Origin of the sequence: Fundicoccus culcitae (assembly GCF_024661895.1) — a bacterium.
Taxonomy (GTDB): Bacteria; Bacillota; Bacilli; order Lactobacillales; family Aerococcaceae; genus Fundicoccus_A; species Fundicoccus_A culcitae.
Map to the genome: position 1 here is coordinate 575,292 of NZ_CP102453.1, position 17,297 is coordinate 592,588.

General features: G+C 35.5%; 14 protein-coding genes. 6 read left to right on the forward strand and 8 right to left on the reverse strand.

Annotation, left to right across the window (positions count from 1 at the left end):
• Nucleotides 1-6: 6 nt before the first annotated feature.
• From NRE15_RS02695 to rpmG, 3 genes are all read right to left on the reverse strand, one after another.
• Entirely contained in the window at nt 7-972 is a 966-nt protein-coding gene (locus NRE15_RS02695; RefSeq protein WP_313794080.1) for an ROK family glucokinase, read from the reverse strand.
• A 30-nt stretch (nt 973-1,002) separates the two neighbouring features.
• Nucleotides 1,003-1,719 (reverse strand): rhomboid family intramembrane serine protease, encoded by a 717-nt coding sequence (locus NRE15_RS02700; protein ID WP_313794081.1) that lies wholly within the window; start codon nt 1,717-1,719, stop codon nt 1,003-1,005.
• Nucleotides 1,720-2,030: 311 nt separating this feature from the next.
• Nucleotides 2,031-2,183: a 50S ribosomal protein L33 gene (rpmG, locus tag NRE15_RS02705; RefSeq protein ID WP_313794082.1), complete on the reverse strand. Its 153-nt coding sequence runs from the start codon at nt 2,181-2,183 to the stop codon at nt 2,031-2,033.
• Between the two features lie 226 nt (nt 2,184-2,409).
• Between rpmG and NRE15_RS02710 the strand changes: the two genes are divergently transcribed.
• Both NRE15_RS02710 and NRE15_RS02715 read left to right on the forward strand, forming a co-directional pair.
• Complete coding sequence (locus tag NRE15_RS02710) at nt 2,410-2,838, forward strand: hypothetical protein (protein ID WP_313794083.1); 429 nt, start codon at nt 2,410-2,412, stop codon at nt 2,836-2,838.
• Nucleotides 2,839-2,853: 15 nt separating this feature from the next.
• Nucleotides 2,854-3,519 carry a hypothetical protein gene (locus NRE15_RS02715; protein ID WP_313794084.1) on the forward strand — a complete coding sequence of 222 codons (666 nt, stop codon included), beginning with the start codon at nt 2,854-2,856 and terminating at the stop codon, nt 3,517-3,519.
• 115 nt (nt 3,520-3,634) lie between these two features.
• Here NRE15_RS02715 and ndk read toward each other — a convergent pair whose 3' ends face one another.
• Both ndk and NRE15_RS02725 read right to left on the reverse strand, forming a co-directional pair.
• Entirely contained in the window at nt 3,635-4,036 is a 402-nt protein-coding gene (gene ndk, locus NRE15_RS02720) for a nucleoside-diphosphate kinase (protein ID WP_313794085.1), read from the reverse strand.
• Nucleotides 4,037-4,110: 74 nt separating this feature from the next.
• Entirely contained in the window at nt 4,111-6,210 is a 2,100-nt protein-coding gene (locus NRE15_RS02725) for a peptidoglycan D,D-transpeptidase FtsI family protein (RefSeq protein ID WP_313794086.1), read from the reverse strand.
• Between the two features lie 281 nt (nt 6,211-6,491).
• On the opposite strand from NRE15_RS02725, the gene NRE15_RS02730 reads away from it, so the two are divergent.
• Both NRE15_RS02730 and NRE15_RS02735 read left to right on the forward strand, forming a co-directional pair.
• Complete coding sequence (locus NRE15_RS02730; RefSeq protein WP_313794087.1) at nt 6,492-9,197, forward strand: YfhO family protein; 2,706 nt, start codon at nt 6,492-6,494, stop codon at nt 9,195-9,197.
• A gap of 114 nt (nt 9,198-9,311) precedes the next feature.
• A complete protein-coding gene (locus NRE15_RS02735; protein ID WP_313794088.1) occupies nt 9,312-10,145 on the forward strand; it encodes a DUF1189 family protein in 834 nt (277 codons plus the stop codon).
• A gap of 45 nt (nt 10,146-10,190) precedes the next feature.
• On the opposite strand, the gene NRE15_RS02740 is transcribed toward NRE15_RS02735, so the two are convergent.
• The gene (locus NRE15_RS02740) at nt 10,191-11,549 is read right to left on the reverse strand and encodes a DEAD/DEAH box helicase (protein WP_313794089.1); all 1,359 of its coding nucleotides are present in this window, start codon (nt 11,547-11,549) and stop codon (nt 10,191-10,193) included.
• 160 nt (nt 11,550-11,709) lie between these two features.
• On the opposite strand from NRE15_RS02740, the gene zwf reads away from it, so the two are divergent.
• A complete protein-coding gene (gene zwf / locus NRE15_RS02745) occupies nt 11,710-13,149 on the forward strand; it encodes a glucose-6-phosphate dehydrogenase (protein ID WP_313794090.1) in 1,440 nt (479 codons plus the stop codon).
• A 32-nt stretch (nt 13,150-13,181) separates the two neighbouring features.
• Here zwf and NRE15_RS02750 read toward each other — a convergent pair whose 3' ends face one another.
• Nucleotides 13,182-14,174, reverse strand: coding sequence for a DHH family phosphoesterase (locus NRE15_RS02750; protein ID WP_313794091.1), 993 nt, complete (start codon nt 14,172-14,174; stop codon nt 13,182-13,184).
• Between the two features lie 18 nt (nt 14,175-14,192).
• A complete protein-coding gene (locus NRE15_RS02755; protein WP_313794092.1) occupies nt 14,193-15,506 on the reverse strand; it encodes a DRTGG domain-containing protein in 1,314 nt (437 codons plus the stop codon).
• Nucleotides 15,507-15,911: 405 nt separating this feature from the next.
• Between NRE15_RS02755 and NRE15_RS02760 the strand changes: the two genes are divergently transcribed.
• Nucleotides 15,912-17,255: an ISL3 family transposase gene (locus tag NRE15_RS02760; protein WP_313793061.1), complete on the forward strand. Its 1,344-nt coding sequence runs from the start codon at nt 15,912-15,914 to the stop codon at nt 17,253-17,255.
• Nucleotides 17,256-17,297: the final 42 nt, after the last annotated feature.

Sequence of the window (17,297 nt, forward strand, 5' to 3'; positions counted from 1 at the left end):
TAACTCCTAACTATATGCTTCTTCCACTAATCTTGCAGCACCAATAACCCCTGCATCATTCCCAATAGAGGCTAATCTTAATGATGTTGTTTCGTAAATTTGCGGGAAAACATATTTTTTGAAATAGGGGTTAATGACATCAATCAGGTATTGTCCGGCCGCTGAAACACCACCGCCTAAGATAATATACTTAGGATTAACCACATTGGCAATATGCGAACAAGCCAACCCCATGTATTTAGCCCATTGATCAACCACTTCATTAGCGAAGAAGTCCCCTTTTTGCGCTTCCGAAAATATATCTTCCGCACCAATATCTTCACCATTATCAATTTGATGCTTCAATTTAGAATCGCCTTCATAACGGTCGGCAAAATAACGAACTAAGTTAATAATGCCTTTACCAGAGGCTAAAATTTCTAAGCAATCTGTTTTTCCACACGTACATTGAACACCCATATCCGTGGTGATTTGAAGGTGACCAATTTCCCCGCCACCACCTTCGCCGCGGACAATTTTACCTTCGTTAATAACGCCGCCACCAATACCTGTACCTAAGGTAACCATGACCACATTAGATGCACCATTTCCGGCACCTTTCCATTGTTCTCCTAACGCAGCAACATTGGCATCATTATCAATATAAAATGGGATATTGAAGGCTTCAGCGATTTGTTTACCAACATATTGAACGTTTGTCCAATTTAGATTATAAGCGCCAACAACCGTTTTATTTTCGGCATCAACTACTCCTGGTGAACCCATTCCGATGCCAAAAAAATCAGCCACTTCAAGTTGATATAATTCTAAATGTTCTTTAATTGAATTAATAATATCTGGGACAATGGCTTCGCCATCATTAATAATATTTGTGCCGACACTCCACTTTTTCATAATTTCGCCTTCAGGCGTAACAACTGCCATTTTTACGGAAGTCCCGCCTAAATCTATACCCAATATATATTTACTCAAGTTTATCATCCTCTACATTTATTATTTTAACTATCTATAATTAGCATAAACTTTTTGAATACCAAACCAAATTAATAAAGCTGAAATACCAATAATGACTAACAAAGCAATCGCCTTATAGCGTTTAGGAAAATCATTTTTTTGAGGTAAGCCTAAGACAAAGGTAATCAAAACACCATAAATCGCTCCCCCTATATGCCCCCAATAATCAATCCCTGTACTAAATAACCCCATAATTAAATTAATTAAGAGTAACATAGCAAAAGATCTCGCTCGAACCGTTAAATAACGATAATTTGGATAAAGATAAGCTAAAACTAAAAACGCCGCAAACGTACCAAACAAAGCGGTGCTGGCACCTGCAGATACATTCGGACTAAAAGCGAAGGATAAAATGTTTCCTCCGATAGCTGAAACAAGATACAAAATCGCAAAACGCCAGTGTCCCATAATTTGTTCTAGTTCACTACCAATAAAATAAATGGAAATACCATTCATTAAAATATGTTCAAAGCCTATATGGACAAAGGCAGCCGTAATTAATCGCCACCATTCATTCCCAAAAACCATTAATTCATTGACTTTTGCCCCAGTAGCGATTAATACTAAGGTATTTTGTGTCGTTCGATAACGAATAAGCGTGTATAAGTATACAGCTACACAGATTAATAAAAATAAATAAGTCATATATGGCATGTTACGATTAATCTCAATCGGCTTATTCGTTCGTTTAAATCGTCTATTCATTTTTTCACCTCTTTTATCACAGATAGGTCTATTATACCTAATCGATTGAGGAATTTATAGTAATCACTTACAATTTTATCCTTTAAAAACGAAATGACTACCCAAACCCTTAGAGCTAATGATCGTAAGGATTTGAGTAGTCAAGTTAGTCCTAATGCTGTAGCTGCTTGAACACTAGCTAATCAAGTATAAGAATACATAACAAGCACAGGTTTGAACGAATCTACTAATATATTTGAAAGTTAGGATTAATTGGGTAAATAAAATCATTAGAAAATTTTGGGGTTCACCCTTTTGCTTACTAAGATTAATTATTTTTTCACTTCACGATGTAAAGTGACTTTTCTTTCTCGTGGACAATATTTTTTCGCTTCAATGCGGTCAGGGTTGTTACGTCTATTTTTGTTAGTTAAATAATTACGTTCCCCACATTCCGTACATTCTAAGTTAATGTTAATACGCATGATATTCCCTCCCTACTGGCAATAAAAATTATGTTCTTTCGAACAACACTGTGATATTATAGCATTGATTTAACGGTTTATCTATCTTTTTTTGCAAAAATTCTTTTATTGTAAATTTTTGAATAATATTCTAAAATATTAATCATAATGTAACACGTTTACGGTTGAAAGTTTTCTCTGTTTTGATAAAATAAATAAATGAACAAATGACGAAAGAGGTGTCAGAATGGATATTTGGATTTTAGTAATCGTTCTATTAGTAATTGCTGTCATTTTATTGGTTTTATCCTTGTATAATAATGATTCAAAAGATATTGAAAAACAATTAAATGAATTTACGACACAGCAATCACAAGAAATGTATAGTATTAAAAGTCGTTTATCTGAATTAGAAAAAGGTTACCGTTTTAATGATTCTGATTTAGTTGATCCAGTTGAAGGAAATGAAGTTATAAATTACAGTGAAGATACTGTAGTTGTTACAGAGAATACGGCCACTGAGGAAACCACTTTAGCTGAAGTTTCAAATGAAACACGTGAAGAAGTGATCCGTCTTTACTCTCAAGGGTATACAATGCACGAGATTGGCCATGAAGTGGCATTGAATACGCGCGTGATTCAAGATATCATCGATGATTATATCGAAAACCGTTAGAAATGAGGACTACAAATGAATAAAAATACTTTACGGTCGATGGGATTGGGGTTTTTAGCTGCTGCTGTCCTTACTGGCGCGTTTGCTATTTTCTTCCAAGGCAATGTACCGGTGCAAGGTATTCAAATTTCTTCAATCCTAAATAATAATCAACAGTACGAAGATGAGTTGTCTCAATATCGTGTAGAAATGAGTTCAATGATTTCTGAACGTGATGCCTTAGAATCAACTCGTGATACCTTAAACACTTCGATAGCATCTTTAAATGATTTAAACGAAGAGCAAAGCAGTACTATTTCTTCCTTAGAAAATGAATTATCAAATAACGAATCAAACACGGCAGACGAAACATCAACCGCTGAAGAAGTCAGTGCTGATGAGAATGAAACGAGTGATTCTACCACTGATACAACAACGGACACGATTGAAACAGCCACAAATACAACGGGTGACTTTATTAGTGGCACATTTACCATTAGTTCTGGCGAAGCGTCAACCGATATTGCTAACCGTTTAGAAAGTGAAGGCTATATCACTTCAGCAACTGAATTCCAAGACCTTGTAGAATATTGGGGCTTAGAGTCTATTTTACAAGCAAACTCTTATCAGTTGAATTCAGATATGTCAATTAATCAAATAGCTGAAATTTTAACCAATGGTCAATACTACTACATTCCATAGTGATTGATTATACTTCTAACTTGCATAAAAGAGACACATATATATATAAAACCGTAAGTTTTCTCTGAAAATAAATAGAGAAACTTACGGTTTTTATGTTTCGAAAATAATCGCTTTATATTAAAGCAAAGCGCCTTAATTCTATTTGGGCTGTTTCTGGAGAATCTGATGTATGTATAAGATTTTCTGTCATATCGAAGGCAAAATCGCCTCTAATTGACCCTGGTAAAGCTTCATTTGGATTCGTAGCTCCTGCTAATAAGCGCATCCCTTCAATACAATTAGGTCCACTAAGATGGATGAATAGCACTTGGTCACGCATCATAAAAGCCTCTAGCTTTGGATAAAAGGCTTTTCCAAGATGATGTTGATAATGCTCTTTAATTAAGTCAGCCGTTAAATGACTGGTTCGCATTTGAATTATTTTATAACCTTTATTTTCGATACGACTAATAATATTTCCAACCAAACCTCGCTCAATAGCATCTGGTTTCAACATAGCAAACGTTTCTTCCACTAAAATCACCTTCCTTATCTTCAATTTAGTAAAAAACCCTTCTATACAAGAAGGGCTTTCTAATATTCTAAAACTTAACTTGGTTCGACAAAAGTTTCCATATAGGTTTCAATTAACTCTTTAGTATCATCTTGCATTTCAAAATAAGCATTCATCACTTGATGGGCAATCCGAGTACTTTCTCTACCCCAAGATTCTTCTAATAAATATGGGACTACAACCGAAATGGCAATTTCTGGATTATCATAAGGTGCAAATCCAACATAAGTTGCGTTCGTAACTGGTTGGTTGCGGACATATTGGATAGGACCTGAATAAAAGGCTTCCGTTGTTCCTGTTTTTGACCCAACTTGAATAGGATAATTTTGGAAGTAATATCTAGCTGTCCCCTCGTTTGTATGTGAAACTTGTAACATCCCCTCGTGAATACGAGCCATTTCACTTTCCTCTAATTGAACCACATTCATTACTTTAGGATCTAAGGAAACTTTAACGTCACCTAGATCACCATTTGCATCTGTTCCACGAATTTCTTTGACTAAGCGCGGTGCATATCGTATGCCGCCATTGGCAATTGTCGATACATACTGCGCCATTTGTAAAGGTGTGTATAGGTCGAACTGACCATACGATAAGTCGAGCGCACTAACTAACTGGGTACTTTCAGGGCTATAGCCTGAAGATTCGTTTGGTAAATCAATCCCAGTTTGCGTTCCAAGTCCAAATTCAGCAAAATAATTTCTTAAAGTTTCTAAGGTATTCTCATCAATGGTTAATTGCCCATCTTCTTCATACTCATATTGACCCCCAATCATCATCGCCATCCTAATCATGTAGATATTCGATGACATTTGCAAGGCTTGTATGTCATTGATAGGCATTTGGCCTGTTCGATTAAACACAGATGTTTTCTCTTGGGATGCTTGAAATTTTAAAGGTTCATCAACAATGATATTATCATCGATGGAAATAACATCTTCTAAATAACCAATACTAACCATCGCAGGCTTAATACTTGATCCCATACCATAACTTGTATTGATTGCCCCTAAGGCATCATCAATGATGACATCATAATTGTAAGAGTCAGTATTCTCATTATAATCAAATCGTTTACCCGTTAAGGCTAAAATATCGCCATTTTGTGGGTTAGTCACAACAATATAAACACGATCATTGTAACCACGATTAGTCATATTTTCTAGTGCGTCAATCGCAATTTGATCAATTTTAGCCTGAAATTCAGTATCGATCGTAAGCATCAGGTTGTCCCCTTTTGCCCCTTCAAAGAGTTCTTGATTGGACAAAATATCATCGGTTGAATCCGTCACAATATTATGAACTGATTTAGACCCTCTTAAGGCATCTTCATATTGTAATTCTAGATAAGATACCCCTACGCGATCGTTCATAGCATAACCTTTACTTAATAAATATTGCGCATTTTCACTTGGAAGACCTCGTTGTTCAGTTGATACTTGGCCTAAGATGGAACGTAACATTTCACCGGCTGGATAAGTTCTTTGCCAGTCCGTCCCAATTGAAATTCCAGGTAAATCGTGGAGTTGTTCACTGACCCTTGCGACTTCTGCTTGGGTAACATTTTGATTTTTAACCGTGACAGTCGATAAAGCAAATGCACTATTCATGCGTTTAAATAAGGCAATGATTTTTTGTTCGGCTGCCGAATAGTTTAAGTCATTGGATGTGACAGCTTCTAATTGCGCTTGATATAACTGTGGTCCAGGCAACAACAATTGCTCTTCAGTCAAACGATCATTGACTAATTGTGTATTTTCAATTATAAAATAATCTTTCATATCACGTTCAGTTAAATCCTGAGTCGGAATTTCAATTAATGATGCCAAGTTTTTGGCAACCGCTATAATATCCTGTGAGGAAATTTGTGAATCACGATCACGCGTATATAAAATAGCTAACTCGGGATTATTTCCAACTAACACTCTTCCGTTACTGTCATATATCATCCCTCTTGGAACAGCACCCGTAGAAATAGTTGATTCAGTTCTTTGAACCATATCATTTAATGCTTCTCCACTATATAATTGAAGATAGCCTAAACGTAGAAATAATGCTGCAAAACATAAAAAAGCAATAAAAAATAATAAATTCAATCTTCTAGGAATATGAGATCGTTGCTTTTTCTTTTTCAATTTGTACCTCGCCATTTAATCACTCACTTTTAAAATAATTGCTTATGCTATTATAGCAAACATTTGATACAATGATAATCTAAATTCACTTGTAAATAAAATCTTTAAATTTATAAAAATTAGGTGTGTTTAATGAACTATTTACTATAATTTGATAATATATAGATTGCATGCTAATAAAATTGATGCAACATTTATCTAATTAATAATGTTAACCAATCAAGGAATGACAGCTCACTTGTTATCCTCACTGCTTAATTTATCGTTAAAGGAGTCCAAACATGTTATTAAAGGTTAAACCTTATATCATTAATATTTTATACCTCACCGTCATACTCGTTGGTCTAGCTTGGCTTTTTGATTTTACGCCTTTTGGAAAAGAAACGATGCTTACGGTCGATTTAGGTCAACAATATATTGATTTTTACAGTTTATATCGTGAAACCCTCTTTAATCAACCCGAAATGCTTTTATATTCATTCCAAAAAGCCATTGGTGGCGAAATGGTAGGCTTGTGGGCTTATTATTTAATGAGTCCATTTAACTTAATCTTTTTACTTTTTGAAGAACATCAACTGGCTGTAGCCGTCACCATCATTACCTATTTAAAAATAGTCGCTGCCAGTCTCTCATTCATGTATTTTGCACGTAAAAAATACCAAGTAAACACAACAACCAGTCTCATCTTTAGTCTATCTTATGCTTTAATGAGTTATGTGATGGTCTATTTACTCAATATCATGTGGTTAGACGGCTTAGTCTTCTTACCCTTAATTGCCCTTGGACTCGATAAGCTAGTAACCTTAGAAAAACCTTATCTATATGTCGTTTCACTTAGTTTAATGCTCATCGCCAATTATTATATTGGTTATATGATTTCCTTGTTTTTGGCTTTATATGCCCTTTTTGTCATCTTCGAGCATTATGACTTTAGCCAATGGAAAAAAGCTGCCATTCAATACGGGCGCTTTATCCTCTATTCAATTATAGCTGTTTTAATAAGTGGCATCAGTTTAATTCCAACATTTGTTTCTCTTTCATCAAGTAAAGCAGAGCATATGAATTTTGAATTCAATTTAGATGTTGCACACGAACTCAATGATATTGGGTCAAAATTATTCATTGGAAGTTTTAATTTTGATGAAATGTCTTCCGGATCACCTAATTTATATGCTGGTATGCTGGTCTTGTTATTGTTCGTTTTGTATTTTACCAATCGTAAAATTAAATGGTCTGAAAAATTAATTGCTATTATCATTACGACGGTGTTTTTATTTACTTATCATTATCGCGTCTTGGATCGTATTTGGCATGGCGGTCAATTCCCTATTTGGTATCACTTCCGCTTTTCATTTACGCATACTTTTTTAATCATCGTCTTAGCTTTAAAAGCTTTTAAATACCAACCTAAACGTTATTCCGCATTCACTTTAATTAGTTTAATGTTGGGTTTTGCTGCTTATACATTTTATTATTACTTTTTCACCGAATACGAATTTCTAGATGAAATGCGTTTGTTTGTTTCGTTGGCATTCTTTTTAGTCCTCTTATTAATTTTACAAATGGAGCAGCTTCAACCCGCTTTACGCCAAATCGTTTTGTTAGCCATTGTTTCGTGTGAGTTATTTATTAATGGGGTTTTAATTCTGAATGAAATGAGTTATGTGGATGTCAGCAAATTCAATGATTATACGGCAACCTTAAATGAAGCTGTCGCTGATTTAAGGCATGACAATAACGATTTTTATCGAATAAATAAAACCTACATGCGCACAAAAGACGAAGCCATGTTTGCCCATTATAATGGACTTGATCATTTTGGTTCAACTTTAGATGCAGTCCTGCCTGATTTATATGGCTATTTAGGCTTACCGGAAGGAAACGGCTTTGTCACTTATACAAACGGGACTTTATTTACCGATGATTTCTTTAATATCCGTTATTTAATTGATGTTACTGATGATTCAGCGGATCATACCGCAACCGAAGAATATGTGTTATTTCCACAAGCAACTGATTTGGATATTCAAGCGCATCCCGTTGTTCAAGAATCAGACCGTTACTTGGTTCATGAAAATACGAGTCGCCTTGGGTTAGGTATGGAAGTCTCTTCAGACATTGCCAGCGAAGACATTTCCTTTATTCGCCATCAACCGATTAGAAATCAGGAAACACTCTTGTCCCTGATCGATTTTAATGGCAATGATACGCCTTATTTCACAAGTGTACCCATTGAAATAACGAATTTAGATAATGTTACCATTACAGATGAAGGTGATGGCGATTACTTTACATACACACCTATCGATTCGGATGCAGACGCTACCGTTGAAATGCAGTTTAGTACAACATCCAACAATCCGTATTATTTTTCCATTCCAAGTCAATTCGATGATGAAAATGTTGCCTTAGAACTGAATGGCGAGCGCTATCGTTTTTATGCTCCTTTTAGACGTCGACAATTAACGAATGCGAGTTATCAAACCATTCAAAACAATCAAACATTTACCTATCGTTTATTAGAATCTGAATTACAGGCAAATATGGTTAACCTTTATGAATTTGATGAAGAACGCTATAATCAAATGATTGCTAGCAAGCAAGATAATCAACTCAAAGTAACCGAATTTTCGCAAAATCGCATTAAAGGAACGATTAATATCCAACAGGAAAAAGCCCATGTCTTATTTACAATTCCTTATGACCAAAACTGGCAAATTACGGTAGATAATGAAAAAGTTGAGCCTATGAGTGTTTTATCTGGCACCTTATTAGCCATACCAATTACACAAGGCAATCACAACATTGAACTGCACTATTTCCCAAATAGCATTTGGGTAGGCTTAGCAGCGACGATATTCGGTTTAGCTGGGGTGCTGGCAGTCTCATATGTCGAGAGCAAAAACAAAGAAAAATTAGCCCAATTATTAAATCGCATTGAAGTTGAACGACCTTCAATCGATGAAAACATTGAAGACCCCTCTTAATAAATACCCCTGCTGTTAAAGGCGGAAAATGTTCTACCATTGCAAATTCTGACTAACTTGATTAAAATAGTATAATAACATTCAAGTCGTCGGTTCGACTAGAAAGGAGCTCTCTTGAGACAATTATTTAAATTATTATTCCAAGCCTTAAGAAATCCACGTCATTATATCGAAACAATTAATATGAAATGGCGGACAATTCTGATATTACCCCTGATTGCAACCCTCGTTATTACCATGAATTTATTAGTCTTGACGGATACCATTTTAGAGGGGTTTTTCTCAGATATTTCAATGGCTACGCAATATGTGCCAGAATATACGATTGAAGAGGCTACTTTAACGCTTAATGAAGCCGAAAAACCACTCTATTACCAATCTGATTTTTTTCAATTAGTTATCGATGATACGATTGAAAACCGTGGGATTCAGATGAATATTCCCATTCCAAACGAAAAGGCTGCTGCTATTTCTGATGATACCCCTTTAAACTTGTTTTTGTTTAAAAACCAGGCGGTCGCTATGATTGGAGGCGTTCATAATATATTGGACTATTCCAATCCCTTATTGTCAAATGATCGTCTAACGAGTTTAATGAGTTCCGTTAATAATCAACAATTTTCAATACTTAGCGCTGTTTTTATCAGTTATTTCGTTAGTGCCACTATCTTTTATTGGATTCAGATGTTTGTCATCGCCTTATTAGCTGGGATATTTAATATGCGCTTAACGCAACCATTAAAGTACCGAACGCGGTTGAAACTAACGGTTATCATCTCTTTTGTCCCTTTGATATTGATTCAAATTATTAACAGTTTATTCCCTACCATCCAATATAGTACTTATTTACTTCAAATAATTACCTTATTCATCTATTATATGGCTCTTAAAGATCATTCACGTTTTATCCGGAGTCTCATGGAAAAATTTAATATACGTAAAAAATAGAAAACATCCATCTCTGATTTAACTACTTCAGAGATGGATGTTTTTTTATTTAGGGTGATGTTGGTCTCGTTTTTTACGTCTTTGAGCCCTTTGTTCCAAACGGTTAGTCCGTTTGGCTTCTAAACGTTTATGGTCCGAAATTTGATATTTTAACTTTTTCTTATAGCCAGGTTTGACTTTTTGTTTTTTGCTACGGCTAATCATTCCTTGGACGGTTGGATCCACTTCTTTAGTGACTTCTTTCCGTCTTTTCCTTTGTTGTCTACCGGTTACTTCAACTATTTCATTGTTAACTATATCAACCGTTTGAAATTCGATGCCTTTATTTTCTAACTGAGCAATTGCCTCATCATCATCTGGAGTGACTAAGGTATAAGCGGTTCCTTCTAATTGATTGCGGCCCGTTCTACCTACTCGGTGCACGAAAAACTCAAGTTCTTTTGGTACTTCACTATTAATAACCATCGATACACCTGGAATATCAATTCCTCGCGCAGCCAAATCAGAAGCGACAACATATTGGAACTCTAAATCCCGAATTTGCTTCATAACTTTTTTTCGTTCGCGGGGAGGAATATTCCCATGGATTGTGGCAACCTTTAAGCCCTTTTCCTTCAAATACAAACTTAACTCATCCACATATTCCGTGGTATTACCAAATATTAAAGCTAAATAGGGATGCCCAATAGTTAATAATTGATAAATAATTTCTTTGCGATCACGACTTCGGGTTTGAATTAAATAATTGGTAATGGTATCTGCAATTATTTCTTTCGTTTCTACAATAATCGTTTCAGGTTGATCCATATATTTTTTAAGAAAAACAGTCAACTGTTGCGGAATCGTGGCTGAAAAAGCCATCAATTGTAAATCTTTACTGAGTCGTGAAGCAATCTCATCGACAATTGTCAAAAAGCCTAAATCTAAGGTCATATCAGCTTCATCAATAACCATCATATTGGCTGTTTGAACCCATAAAGCATTTTCTTTCATCAAATCAAAAATACGGCCAGGGGTTCCAATCACCAATTGGGGCTGTTGATGGTGCAACTTTTCAATTTGGCGAGCTTTGTCCGTACCACCAATATAATTGACAATTTGAATGGGCGATGGCGCAAATTGATTAATTTGCACCGCAACCTGGTATAATTGTGTAGCTAATTCACGACTAGGCGCAGTGATAACCGCTTGAACTTCGTTACGTTTAGGATTAATCTTTTGCATAATAGGGACGATAAAACTATGTGATTTCCCCGAACCTGTTTGTGATTGTACAATTAAGCTTTTTCCATCTAAGACTTTTGGGATAACTCTTTCTTGTACGGGAGTTAGTTCGGTAAAATTCAAAGCTTCAAGGGCTTTGATAATATAGGTATCTACAGCTAATTGTTGGATAGTCGTCATACTTACTCCTTTTTCGATAGGGATATTTATTTGAGGTTTTATAGGTCTTTGCTGCTAGCTTATAATATACTAAATATCTCTGAATTCATAGATTTTTTTCAATTCATTGTGTTAAACGTTAGTTTAAAGTATAATTAGGTTAATTTATTGGGGGGATTTCATGGAAAATAATCGATTATTAATAACTTTATTTGGTTCGACAGGTGATCTAGCCTCGCGTAAATTATATCCTGCCATATACCGCTTATACAAATATGGGCATATTTCAAAACATTTTGCTTTAGTGGGTACGGGACGCAGCCAATGGAACGATGAAAAATTAAGAGCTGTGGTTCTAGATAGCATTGAGAATGAAATTGATGAAAAAGAACATGCAGAAGAATTTGTATCTCACTTTTATTATTTGATTCATGATGTGAATAAAAAAAATGATTACTCGAAACTAAAACATTTAGCGGATGAATTAGATCAAAAATATACGATTGAAGGCAATCGGATTTACTATATCTCATTAGCACCGCGTCTGTTTCCAATTATTACAGGTAATTTAAAAGATCAAAATGTGTTAACCACCAATGGGTTTAACCGTTTAATTATTGAAAAACCTTTTGGGCATGATCAAGCTTCAGCCAGAGAACTCCAAGATCAATTGGAGGAATCCTTTGAGGAAGATCAAATTTACCGAATTGATCATTATTTAGGTAAATATATCGTTCAAAATATTCAAGCCTTACGGTTTAATAATCCTGTGTTTGCCAACATTTGGAATAATCAACACATTGAACAAATCCAAATCACCTTAAATGAAGAAGTCGGGGTTGAAGATCGGGCAGAATATTATGATACCAGTGGTGTTTTAAGAGATATGATTCAAAATCATATGCTGCAACTTGTATCCCTCTTAACGATGAACAAGCCAGAGAACTTCAATTCAAAGGAAATTCATCAAAACAAAATTGATTTGTTATCCCATATACATCAGTATCAAGATGGCCAAGAGCTAAAAGACAATACGGTTTTTGGTCAATATGGTTCGGATGATAATCAAACCGTAACGGCTTACCGTGATGAAAAGGGAATTGCTGAAGATTCAATGACACCAACCTATTTTGCCGCCAAATTAACCATAGACTTAGAACAGTGGCAAGGTGTCCCTATTTATATTCGCTCAGGTAAACGAATGGCAAACAAAGCGACCAATATTTATGTGACATTTAAAGATGATACGTGTGATTGGATGAATCATTTACTCATCGAAATTGCCCCTCGTCAAGGCTATCAATTATATATTAATCATAAAAACAAAGCATATGCTAGCCACTTGGAGTCTGTTCCCCTCTCATACTATCTCAATGAAGAGGAAGAAAGAAAATTACCCGGAGACTATGAACGCTTAATTTTCGAATGTATTTTAGGTAAACGTGAAAATTTTGCTCATTACGATGAAGTTGAAGCCTCATGGAACTTTATCGATCATATTTTTGAAGTAGCTGAAAATATCCAACCACCGACTTTCCCAAATTATGTGTCTTACTCTCAAGGACCTAAGGAAGCCGATGATTTACTTAAAAAAGATGGACATCATTGGTTGAGTGACTAATACATTATTTATGACAAGAAGAAAGGCTGTTATTAAGCCTGTTCTTCTTGTTTTTCTTGTAAATAAACCCTATTAGCTTCGCCCATTTCAGCTATTATTTCCACTAATTCAGCTTCACTATATGCATTCGCCCCACTCGCTTTAGGATGTCCACCGCCATCATGGCGACTGGCTATCTCATTAATAGCGGGACCTTTTGAACGTAAACGACCGCGGTAACGGGTATTAGCTCCATCCCCTTCAACAAAAGTCACCCAACTTAAAACACCTTCAAGTGTCGAGGCTAAATTGATTACACTGTCTGTTTGTTCCTCACTGATGTTAAACTCACTTAAATTCTCCCGTGTAATGATTAAGTAAGCGACTTGGTCGTCGGTTATGGTTAAATGTTGATACACATAAGCATGGAATTTAGCTTGATCGAGTGTCATTAATTCAAAGCGGTCATTAATTTCAAATGCGTCAAATTCAAACTCCTTTAGGAAGCTGGCAGCTCTAAATGTGTATAAGGATGTTGCATCGTATTTAAAGCGACCTGTATCAGCCACAATACCAGCATATAACAATCTAGCGGCTGCATTCGTCATCGGTAAACGGTCACTTAAATAGACAGAAATGAGTGTAATGATTTCACTCACTGAACTGGCTTGTGGGTAAATCAGTTGCAAATCACCAAAATCATCAACGTCAGGGTGATGATCGATTTTAACTAAGCTTTTCCCCTTGTTATAATGTTTACCGTCTATCCGGGGTTGATTCGCTGTATCAACAATGATAACTAAGGCATCTTGATAATCGTCTTCAGATACTTTATCCATCTCACCTAACCAAGCTAAGCCTTTAGTCGTTGAACCAGCAGCTAAAACCGTTTTTTGAGGATATTTATTTTGAATCAGCTTTTTCAGTCCTAGCTGGGAGCCGATGGCATCAGGATCGGGTCTTACATGTCGATGGATAATGATTTTATCGCTAGAATCCACTAATTTGTATAACTCTTCAACCAATTCACTCGCTATATAATCCATTTTATTTAGTCCTCTTTCTTAATTTCTATCAATAATTTGTGTCGATATAATGGCTTTTGCCACCATACTATTTTCATGAAAAACATCTACTTGAACTAACGATGAGCGTCTTGTCTGATGGAATATATCAACTCTAAAATTCACTTCATTGCCTATTTGAATCAAGGAAAAATAATCTAGTTGAATCTTTTCAATGATTCCATTCGTATTTGACTCGCTTAACATTTTGGTTTTGGCAGCCAGAGTCACCAATTCACATAAAACGCCATACGAAATGGTCCCATAGTTATTAATCATTTGCGGTTGTATATACACACGATAATCATAGGTATTCTCAAGATGCTCAGGATATTCTTCAATCGCTAAGGCCATTTCATCCTCAAAGGTATGAATGGTTTGTGGTTGTTGCTGTACAGTTTGCATGGCTTTCATCACATCTTGGCGGGATACCACCCCTAACAGCTGTAAATTATCAGCAACCACCGGAATCATTTCAATATCTTCCCAAATCATGCGATGTGACACATTGGCTATACTAACGTGAAGTTGAACGGTAACCGTGTTTTTGGTCATAACACGTTCTATGGTGGTATTTTCACTTTTACCGATTAAATCCTTGGCTGTTACAACACCAATTAATCGATTGTTATAGGTTACTGGAAACCGCGATAAGCCCGTTTTATCTGAAATTTGATGGAACGTATTGACCGTATCGGTTGGCGTTAAAAATTCGGTTTGTTCGATAGGCGTATAGACATCTTTAATCGTTAAAATATCTTTTTTAATCATTTGATCGTTCATCGAACGGTTAATCATCATAGCGACTGTAAAAGTATCATAAGATGAAACCATTAAGGGAAGTTCTTTTGCATTTGCCAACTCGATTATATGATCATCAACGTCAAAGCCACCCGTCACTAAGACAGCCAAATCATTCTCCAAAGCTAATTGTTGAACACCACTACGATTCCCTACCAGTATTAAGGAATTAGGCGTGAAGTAACGCACCATCACATCTTCCGTCATAGCACCAATAATAAATTTATTTAAATGTTTTTTGAGCCCGCTATGTCCGCCTAACACTTCTCCATCAATAATACGGACAATTTCTTCGTAGGTTAACATTTCTGGTAAATATTTTGTTTTCTTCTCAATCCTAATCGTACCAACCCGCTCGATGGTGGAGACAATCCCCAAAGACTCAGCGTCTTTAATCGCACGATAAGCCGTGCCTTCACTCATATGAAGCTGTTTAGCGATACCACGAACCGAAATTTTCTCTCCAACCGGTAACGATTCAATATACTGAATAATTTGCTCGTTTTTTGTCAATTAAAACACCCCTCAAATCAAAAGTATTTTTAATAAATATCATTGAACACAAACTGTGAATCATTTAACGACCCATTTTTTGCTTCACTATAACACAGTTATAATGACAGTTAGTTGTTTTACACTATATATTATAACAGATTTGAAACAGATAAACCTTATGTAGGCTGAGAAAATTATACTAATTGCTAAATAATAGATTGTTTTGAGAAGATAAGTATGCCATTGAAGGTAGATGCAGAAAAAAAATCCAACTATTTAATGTGCGTGAAAAAACGGCTCAAGAATTTTTGGTGTTGGTGAGAGAAATCTCACTGACACCTCTTTTTATGTAAACATATGAAAAAGCCAGTGAATTCCTATATAATTAAGTCACGACTCAAAATCATAGATAGGAGAATTCACTTGGCTAATGCTCATTATATCGCAAAATTACTTAATATTACAGACGAAAGAATTGAATTTTCTGATACAATTACGCACGAAATGAAACGCAATGTCCATTGTAAAGTACTTGAAGGTCGATTATCCTATCCATTAAAAGCGTGTTTAAATTGTGGCATTATCAACCGATCCACAAAGGATATGATTAAATATGGTTTTGATACCTCAACCATTACTTTAACTCATATTAATTTTCAACCGATTCTCCTTAAACTAAAGAAACAGCGCTATCGTTGTCAACATTGCTCAACAACCTCTACCGTGACGACCTCTTTAGTTAATAAAGGCTGCTTTATTTCAAATGATATTAAGCGCACAATCGTCATGGAATTGACCCAAGTACAATCGATGAAATTAATCGCTCAACATCTATTTGTTTCACGACATACGGTAGCGACTCAACTAAAACGCGTTGGGAGTTCATTAGCTGCCCAAAAACGCTATCTACCGGAACATCTAGGGATTGATGAATTCAAATCAGTGAATAGTGTCACTCAGTCCATGAGCTGCATCTTAATGGACACCCACAACCATACCTTAGTCGATATTCTACCTGATCGAACGCAAAACGCCTTACGTGATTACTTTATGCGTTTCACATATGAAAGTCGACAACAAGTCAAAACAGTCACTATGGACATGTATGGGCCATATTATCACTTCTTACAGCAGATTTTCCCAAATGCGAAGATGATTATCGATCGTTTCCACTTAGTTCAATTACTGAATCGCACACTGAATCAAGAACGCATACGGCTGATGAATGATATTAGAAACCGTCGACCAAGAGACTATCGGAAACTTAAACAACAATGGAAACTCATTCTGAAGAATCGAGATGATTTAGAATTCACAACCTATCAAACCCATCGGTTATATGACGGGTTAGTGACTGAAAAAAGTATGGTAAACTATTTACTCAATCTTGATAAACGATTTGAACAAGTTTATCATTTAGTAAACGACCTCAAGTCAGATATAGCACAACACAATTATAAGGCGTTTGAACGTGATTTATATGAAACACGAAAGTATCAATTACCTCGTAAGGTCAGAACAACCATCCAAACCTTCATTTATTATTTACCAGCGATTAAAAACAGTTTAACTTATACGTTATCGAATGGTATCATCGAAGGAACGAACAATAAGATAAAAAATATCAAGCGGAGTGGTTATGGTTATCGTAACTTTTCAAACTTAAGATATCGCATATTAATCACACAAAATCTCATTAAAAAAGATAAAGAAATACGGCCATTATTGTTTAAAGATGAAATAAGTAATAACAAAAGAATCGCTTAAAAAAATTGTGACTTAAAAAAACAGCCAGGCGTGACTGCATCA